Origin of the sequence: Nonomuraea antri (assembly GCF_013283785.1) — a bacterium.
Lineage (GTDB): Bacteria > Actinomycetota > Actinomycetes > Streptosporangiales > Streptosporangiaceae > Nonomuraea > Nonomuraea antri.
Genome location: NZ_JABCPZ010000346.1, coordinates 1 through 7612, shown reverse-complemented (window position 1 = coordinate 7612; position 7612 = coordinate 1). Strand labels below are relative to the sequence as shown.

Annotated in this window: 8 protein-coding genes; 3 read left to right on the top strand and 5 right to left on the bottom strand. The window is 71.2% G+C overall.

All coding sequences use genetic code 11. The features are described 5' to 3' along the window. Positions 1 to 27: 27 nt before the first annotated feature. The gene (locus HII36_RS51550) at positions 28 to 831 is read right to left on the bottom strand and encodes a DMT family transporter (protein WP_173530737.1); all 804 of its coding nucleotides are present in this window, start codon (positions 829 to 831) and stop codon (positions 28 to 30) included. A gap of 37 nt (positions 832 to 868) precedes the next feature. Beyond that, entirely contained in the window at positions 869 to 1486 is a 618-nt protein-coding gene (locus tag HII36_RS51545) for a DedA family protein (protein ID WP_173530736.1), read from the bottom strand. 393 nt (positions 1487 to 1879) lie between these two features. On the opposite strand from HII36_RS51545, the gene HII36_RS51540 reads away from it, so the two are divergent. Together HII36_RS51540 and HII36_RS51535 are read left to right on the top strand one after the other, a co-directional pair. Beyond that, positions 1880 to 3025, top strand: a complete 1146-nt coding sequence (locus HII36_RS51540) for a sensor histidine kinase (RefSeq protein ID WP_173530735.1) — start codon at positions 1880 to 1882, stop codon at positions 3023 to 3025. A 43-nt stretch (positions 3026 to 3068) separates the two neighbouring features. Then, positions 3069 to 4070 carry a hypothetical protein gene (locus tag HII36_RS51535; RefSeq protein ID WP_173530734.1) on the top strand — a complete coding sequence of 334 codons (1002 nt, stop codon included), beginning with the start codon at positions 3069 to 3071 and terminating at the stop codon, positions 4068 to 4070. Here HII36_RS51535 and HII36_RS51530 read toward each other — a convergent pair. The 3 genes from HII36_RS51530 to HII36_RS51520 all read right to left on the bottom strand — a co-directional run bounded on the left by HII36_RS51530 (position 3978) and on the right by HII36_RS51520 (position 6739). Then, entirely contained in the window at positions 3978 to 4604 is a 627-nt protein-coding gene (locus HII36_RS51530; protein WP_173530733.1) for a VC0807 family protein, read from the bottom strand. The genes HII36_RS51535 and HII36_RS51530 overlap by 93 nt on opposite strands. Positions 4605 to 4828: 224 nt before the next feature. After that, positions 4829 to 5497 (bottom strand): leucine efflux protein LeuE, encoded by a 669-nt coding sequence (gene leuE, locus HII36_RS51525; protein WP_173530732.1) that lies wholly within the window; start codon positions 5495 to 5497, stop codon positions 4829 to 4831. 45 nt (positions 5498 to 5542) lie between these two features. Next, on the bottom strand, positions 5543 to 6739 hold the full coding sequence (locus HII36_RS51520) for a serine hydrolase domain-containing protein (RefSeq protein WP_217371017.1): 1197 nt from the start codon (positions 6737 to 6739) through the stop codon (positions 5543 to 5545). Between the two features lie 88 nt (positions 6740 to 6827). Between HII36_RS51520 and HII36_RS51515 the strand changes: the two genes are divergently transcribed. Beyond that, positions 6828 to 7612: selenium-binding family protein (locus tag HII36_RS51515; protein WP_217371016.1), on the top strand; the 785-nt coding region annotated here is incomplete at its 3' end.

Sequence of the window (7612 nt, the reverse complement as noted above, 5' to 3'; positions counted from 1 at the left end):
GAGAAGGGGGACGGCTGGTTTCAGGGGTCAGTGACGGGCCTCCAGCGGCGTGGTGCGCGCCAGCGCGACGGTGCCGGCCGCGGTCAGCGCCGCCGCGGCGATCGGCGTCAGGCCGGTGGGCAGCGGCTCGCCGAGCAGCAGCGCGCCGAACGCCACCGCGGTGAGCGGGTCGGCGATCTGCAGCGCGGCGAACGCGACGCCGAAGCGCCCGACGGCGTAGGCGCGCTGGAGCAGCACCAGCGCCAGCAGCGCGGGCACCGGCAGCGCCAGCAGGTACCACCAGTTCCAGCCGCCGTCGACGAGCACCCGCATGAGCGTGGCCGTGGCGCCGTAGAGCACGCCGGAGCCGGCCGCCAGCAGCGCCGCCCGGCCGGCCGGGGAGGCCGCCTTGGCGCCGGCCCACAGCAGGACCGAGGCGATGCCGGCCACGGCCAGCAGGGTGATCACGCCGTTCGGGCTGAGGTGCGTCGGGCCGGTGGACTCCGGCACCAGCAGCACCAGGCCGATCAGGCCCACCGCGACCACCGAGGCGGCGGCCAGTTCCTTGCGCGAGGGCCGGCGGCCGTGCAGTGCGGCGGCGAGCGGCAGCGCGAACAGCAGGCTGGCCACCCCCATCGGCTGCACGACGGTCAGCGGGCCGAGCCCGAGCGCGACGATGTGCAGGGCGCCACCCGCCAGGATGGAGACGCCGCCGAGCAGCCAGCGGGGCTTGCGCAGCAGGTCGAGCAGGCGCGGCTTGGCCGAGCCCACCGCCTCGAACTGCTGCAGGGCGGCGCCGAGAGCGAAGAACAGCGAACCGACCAGCGCGATCACCGCGGCCAGCACAGTCATGCGCACTCCTCTCAGAACGGATGGTTGCCAGGCAGGGTCAAACGGACGTGTCCGCAGGAAGACGTTCCGGGGAAGCCTGGGTGGCGCGTCGCTTCCTGACCCATCGCACGATCTCGACCACCGCGGTGATGGACAGGGCGATGCCCAGGCCGAGAAGCAGACCCTTGATCGGGTCGTTCTCGAACGCCATCCCGCCGAAGTAGCCGATCAGCCCGGAGTACACGGCCCACGAGCTGGTGGCGATCGCGTCGAAGAAGGTGAAGGAACGCAGCGGGTGCCGTACGGCTCCCATGGTCAGGGTGGTCGCGGTGCGGCCACCGGGGATGTAGCGGGCCACGATCAGCACCAGGCCGCCGCGCTCGGCGAGCGCGTCGCGCGCCCACACGAACGCCTTGCGGTCGCGCAGCCGCCCGGCCGACTTGTAGCCGATGGTGTAGGAGATGTGGTCGCCGGCGAACGCGCCCAGCGCCGCCACCAGCATGACCAGCGCCAGGTTCGTCTGCCCGGAGGCGGCGAACACGCCCGCGGTGATCACGGACGTCTCGGCGGGAACGATGGGGAAGAACCCGTCGAGCAGCGCCAGCGCGAACAGCGCCAGGTACAGCCATGGCGACGACATCACCTGTTGGACCAGGTCGAGGATGGCGTGCGTCATTGTGTGATTGCTCCGATCGTCAGGACTCTCACAGCCTGTCGGCGTGCGATGGCTCAGGACATCCGGGATCCCCCCGGTCGAACGCCGACCCTTCCCCGATACGGATCAGGGCCGGTACCCCAACGACGTTAGGAACTCCGCAGGTCATGGCACATCGGACGATCGGCACGGACCACCCCCGACTTTCGTCGGGGTCAGGGTCGCGACCCTGGTGGGACACCCTTCGATCAAAGCGCCTGAGACGGCCCGGCACAGGAGTGCGGGTATCCGCTTTCGAGGTGGTGCTAGCCCCACCGCCATGGACGAGTTCGCTCCACCCCTGACTTTCGTCAGGGATGTCGCCGCACTTTGGTGGGAACCGTGGCACGCGCCGCGCTCGATAACGTCGGTGAGGTGAATCGTCTGCGCCGCGCCGGCCGTCGTGAGGTCGTCTACGACGTGCTGCTCTGGGTCCTGATCTGCGTCTTCGTCGCGGCCATGGGTCCCGATCCGTTCCTCGACCCGGCGGCCTTCTGGGCGATGACGGGCGCCAAGTGGGGGCTGGCGGCGGTGGCGGTGCTGGTCGGCCGGCCGTACCCGCTGGCGGCGGTGGCGTTGCTGGTGCCGCTCGGGCCGTGGCAGTTCGACACCGGGCTGGCCACCTGGACGCCGGACTGGACCGCGCTCAGGCCCGGGCTGAAGATCTTCCCGTTCGTCGTGACGTCGCCGTTCATCATCTGGTACGCCTACCTGACCGGACGCCGGCTCGGCGCGCTGTGGCCGGCGGCGGCGCTGTTCTGCCTGATCACGGCGGTGGGCGCGCTGGTCGTGCTGGCCCAGGGGGCGTCCACGGAGTTGTGGATCACCATGGGCAGCGGCCTGCTGTTCACCTACCTGCTGCCGTACCTGCTGGGCCTGCTCCGGCGGCGGCTGCTGGAGCAGCGGCGGCAGACCAGGTTGTCCACCGAGGCGCAGGCGCGGCTGCGCGAGCGCGCCAGGATCGCCCGCGACATGCACGACGGGCTCGGCCACGACCTGGCGCTGATCGCGGTGCGCGCCGCCGGGCTCGAACTCGCGCCCGGGCTGGGCCCCGAGCAGGTCAAGGCGGCCGGCGAGCTGCGCGTGGCGGCGGCGGACGCCACCGAGCGGCTGCGCCAGATCATCGGCCTGCTGCGCGAGGACGCCGACGCCGCGCCGCTGTCACCGGTGGACGAGGACGTGGCCGAGCTGGTCGAGCGGGCCAGGAGCTCCGGCCTGGCGATCACGCTGGACCTGACGGGACCCGTGCCCGAGCTGGCGCACGCGGTGGTGCAGGAGGGGATCACCAACGCGGCCAAGCACGCGCCTGGCGCCCCCGTGACCGTGACGGTCTCGCCGCACCTGATCAGGGTGCGCAACGGCCCCGGCCGGGCCAGGCCGACCGCGCTGCCCGGCGGGCTGGGGCTGGCCGGGCTGCGCGAACGGGTGCGCCTGGCCGGTGGCACGCTGACCGCGGGGCCCGCGGGCGACGGTTACGAGCTGACCGTCGAACTCCCCCGCGCGGGGGAGCGGGATCGCTAGCGTTCGGGAGGGAACCGGCCGCCGTCCCGGCGAGGCTGGCGGCATGACGGACAAAGCCGGTATCGGGCGGATCACCGCGGGCGTGGTGGCGGTCGCCGCCATGCTGCCCTATCTCACTCTGAAGCTGCTCTGGCTCACCGGGAGCTCCATCGGGGTCAACGATCCCCGGCTGATGCGCGACCCGGCGATGGTCGGGCTCAACACGATGACGTTCGGCATGGACGTCGTCGCCCTGGTTCTGGCCCTGGCCTTCACCCTGCGGTGGGGGCGGCGGCTGCCCGCCTGGCTGGTGCTGCCGCCGATGTGGGTGGGCACCGGGCTGCTCGGCGTGATCATCGTCACGGTGCCGTTCGCGCTGCTCGTCGAGGGGTTCTCGATCTTCCCGGCGGGCGGGCCGATCGAGACGTGGGTGTACGCGATGGTCTACACCGGGTTCATCGTGCAGGGCGTCGGCCTCATGGCGGCCTTCGCGCTCTACGCCCGCGACCGCTGGCCGTTCGTGTTCGCCGGCGGGCTCGCCCACCCCAGTCGTACCAGGTCGTTCCAGACGGTGGTGGCCTGGGGCGCGCTGCTGGTGACCGCCGTGCTCGGCGGGACCAGGCTGTTCCGGGCGTTCGGCGGCAAGGAGGGGACGACGGCGGTGTGGGCCGTCCAGGAGGGCTTCAAGGGCCTGCTGGTGATCGCCGCCGCCGTCGCCCTGGTGGTGATCGCCAGGGGCCGGGGGAGCGGCCCGCTGTGGCGGCCGCTCGTGGTGGCCTGGCTCGGCGCGGGCGCGATGTTCGCCTGGGGCCTGTACGCGATGATCGTCCGCTCGGTGGGCGGCCCGCTGGCCGGCGGCGGCGACCCGGCGGCGGAGCTGGTGGAGCTGTTCGGCATGCTCACCGGGCTGGTGATGGCGATGAGCGGCGCGTTCCAGCTCGTCGAACGGGCGGGTGCGCCGGCTCGGGCGGGCTCAGACGTGCGCGACGTGCATCCGGCGCAGCAGCCGCTTGAACGCGAAGATCGAGAAGACGATCGCCACCCCGCTGATCACGGCCACCGCTGACGTGCGCACCAGCAGGTACACCATCAGCGTGCCCTGCAGATGCTCGTGGATGGCCAGCGCGATGCTCAGCGTGGAGTTGATCAGCAGCACGAACGCCCACAGCAGCGTGATGCGCACGAAGAACCTGCGGACCCGCTCGTGCTTGAGCATCGCCGACGGCAGCGGCACGTAGTCGAGCGTGAGCTTCTGCACGATCGGCCGGTTCAGCCGCACCGAGGCCAGGAACGCCATGGCGATGAAGAACGTGCCGCACTCCGGCTGGATCATGCTCCACACCCAGGTGCCGGTCCAGAACCCGACCGCGGCACGCACGGTGATCGCGAACGCGGCCAGATACATGGTGGCGGGCACCTTCACCCGCTTGACCAGCCGCCTGATCACGCCGAAGTACACCCAGACCGCGGTCGCCACCAGCGCCCACTGGAATCCGACGACGACCGTCGCCGCGTAGAACACGGCCAGCGGGGCCACCACCGCTTCGAGCAGCCCCGGGGCCGCCTGCCTGGCGAGCGCGGTAAGGCGTGGGAGGGTCACGGGCGGATGGTTCAAGGCTGCTCCGCAGATAGGCCGACGATCGGGGGACTACCCGGGCTTCGGGCGAAAAGGCTTACCGGACGGATCGCTCGGTGTAACCGAACGGCGGCTCCGCCACGCCCTGGGTGGGCACCGGTGGCCTACCGTACCTGAGCGCGCGGAGCGATACTGCCTCTTTTGACACGTTCCACGAAGATCTCTACCTGCGGTGATGATCGCGAAGGTCAGCCGAGCGAGGCCGTGGCCAGCTTCGCGCCGAAGCCGATGAACAGCGCCCCGACCCCGGACGTGAGCCCGGCGCTGAGCCTCCTGCGGTTGCGGAACTGCGCGGCCAGGTACGTGCCGCCGAAGATCAACGCGGTCAGGTACAACATGCTGAACACCTGGACGATCGAGCCCAGGATGGTGAACGACAACGCCGGAGTCGCGTACGACGGGTCGACGAACACCACGAAGAACGAGACGAAGAACAAGATCGCCTTCGGGTTCAGCAGGCTGATCGTCAGCGCCCTGGCGAACGGGTTTCCCGATCGCGCCGGCTCGGTCTCGGCGACCGTGGTCTCGGCGGCCGTCGCCATGCCGGGGCCGGACCGCCACGACTTCCACGCGCCCCAGATCATCTGCAGGCCCATCCAGCCCAGGTAGGCCGCGCCCGCGTAACGCACGATCGCGTACAGCACCGGCTGCGACTCCAGCAGCGAGGCCGCGCCGCCCGCAGTGAGGAGCATGAGGACGGTGTCGCCGACGAACACGCCGGACGCCGCGCGATAGCCCTGGCCGACGCCGCGCTGGGCGGCGGTGGTCAGGACGTACAGGGAGTTGGGGCCGGGCAGGAGCACGATCAAGAACGCGCCGACGACGTAGGCCCAGAGGTCAGTGATACCGAAGAACATGCCGCTCGCTCCTGAAAAACAGTGACATGTCACGGTAGCGCGTGATTAATGACCCGGCGCGCGCCATATCCCGCCATAGACCTGCTGGTACCCCAGACTTCGGTACGTCGCGTCCACCAGCGCCTGCCCACGCGGATTGATGCCGAGGCCGGGGCCCTGCTTGTTCATCGTGTAACCGAACGCCAGCCGCGCCGCCGGGTCGCAGAAGCCGGCCGAGCCGCCCATGCCCGAGTGACCGAACGCGGTGGCCGACATCAGCGCGCCCTCGCTGTCGGCCGGCGGCAGGTGGCGGTTGTCCATCGCCTTCATGAAGCCCATCGCGAACCTGGTCGGCACCGCGAGCACGGCGTCCGTCCCGGCGGAGAGCGTGAGCGACATCAGCTCCAGATGCTCGCGGCCGATCAGGCCGTCGCCGCCCAGTGACAGCGGCCGGTACAGGCCGGCCAGGCCCCTGGCGTTGGTGATCGCGCCGACCGCGCCGTGCTCGGCGGCGTGCGCCTCGCGGCTGTCGGACTCGGCCAGGTAGCCGCCGTCGTTGCCGAGCAGCAGCGCCTGGACCGAGGTCGGGTCGGTGAACGCCTTGACGTAGAACGCGGGCGGCACCGGCGGCGGGTCGGCCGGGATCGTCGGCGCGACCCGGCCCTCCAGCGACTCCGGCAGGCCGATCCAGAAGTCCAGGCCGAGCGGTTCGGCCACCTCCTCGCGGAAGAACGTGCCGAGCGAGCGCCCGCTGATCCGGCGCACCAGCTCGCCGACCAGGTAGCCGAACGTCAGAGCGTGGTAGCCGTGCCTGGTGCCGGGCTCCCAGAACGGCGCCTCTGCGGCGAGTCGGCCGGTCATCAGCTTCCAGTCGTGGAAGGCCCCGGCCGGCAGCGGCTCGCGCAGCGCGGGCAGCCCGGCCTGGTGCGTGAGCAGGTGCCTGACCAGCGTGGCGCCCTTGCCGTGGACGCCGTACTCGGGCCAGTAACGCACCACGGGCGCGTCGAGGTCGAGTTCGCCGCGCGCGGCCAGCAGGTGGGCGCACAGCGCGGTGGCGCCCTTGGTGCACGACCAGACGTGGCCGATCGTGTCGTTCAGCCAGGGGGAGCCGGGCGCGGCCTCGCCGCCCCACAGATCGACGACGGGCTTCCCGTCGACGATCACGCACACCGACGCGCCGACCTCGCCCCGGTGCCGGAAGTTGGCCTCGAACTCGGCCGCGACCTGCGTGAACCGCGGGTCGCAGGCGCCCTGCACAGTCATGTCCAGAATCCATCACGAAACGCCACCGCTGTAAACGGCCCGGTAAATCCCTATTGTCTAGTAGGGATTTACGTGAATAGCTGGACACATGACGTTGTGGACCCCCGACCCCACGTTCTACCCCTCGCCGCGCGACGCCGCCGAGGCGCCCGTGGAGAAGCTCGCCTACGTCGCCGCCTTCGACCGAGCGGCCGGCCGTCCCGACGCGCTCGCCGTGCTCGACACCGACCCGGCCTCCGCCGGCTACGGCCGGGTGGTGGGCTGGACCGACCTGCCGAACACCGGCGACGAGCTGCATCATTTCGGCTGGAACGCGTGCAGCAGCGCGTTGTGCCCGAACGCGCCGCACCCGCACGTCGAGCGGCGCTACCTCGTGGTGCCCGGTCTGAGGTCGTCCAGGGTGCACGTCTACGACACCAAGGACCGGCTCAGCCCGGAACTGGTCAAGGTGATCGAGCCGGAGACGCTGGCCGCGCGGGCCGGCTACTCGCGTCCGCACACCGTGCACTGCGGGCCCGAGGGCCTGTACGTCTCGGCGCTCGGCGGCGTGGGCGGCGCGGACGGGCCCGGCGGGATCGCCGTGCTCGACCACACCTCGTTCGAGGTCAAGGGCCGGTGGGAGGCCGATCGCGGGCCGCAGTACCTGGCCTACGACTTCTGGTGGCACCTCAACCACGACGTGCTGGTGACCTCGGAGTGGGGGACCCCGTCCATGATCGAGGACGGGCTGGTCGGCGAGCTGCTGCTCGGCCGGAAATACGGCCACAAGCTGCACTTCTGGGACCTCCGTACGCGCCGGCACGTCCAGGAGGTGGACCTCGGCGACCAGCACCAGATGCCGCTGGAGCTGCGTCCCGCCCACGACCTGTCTCT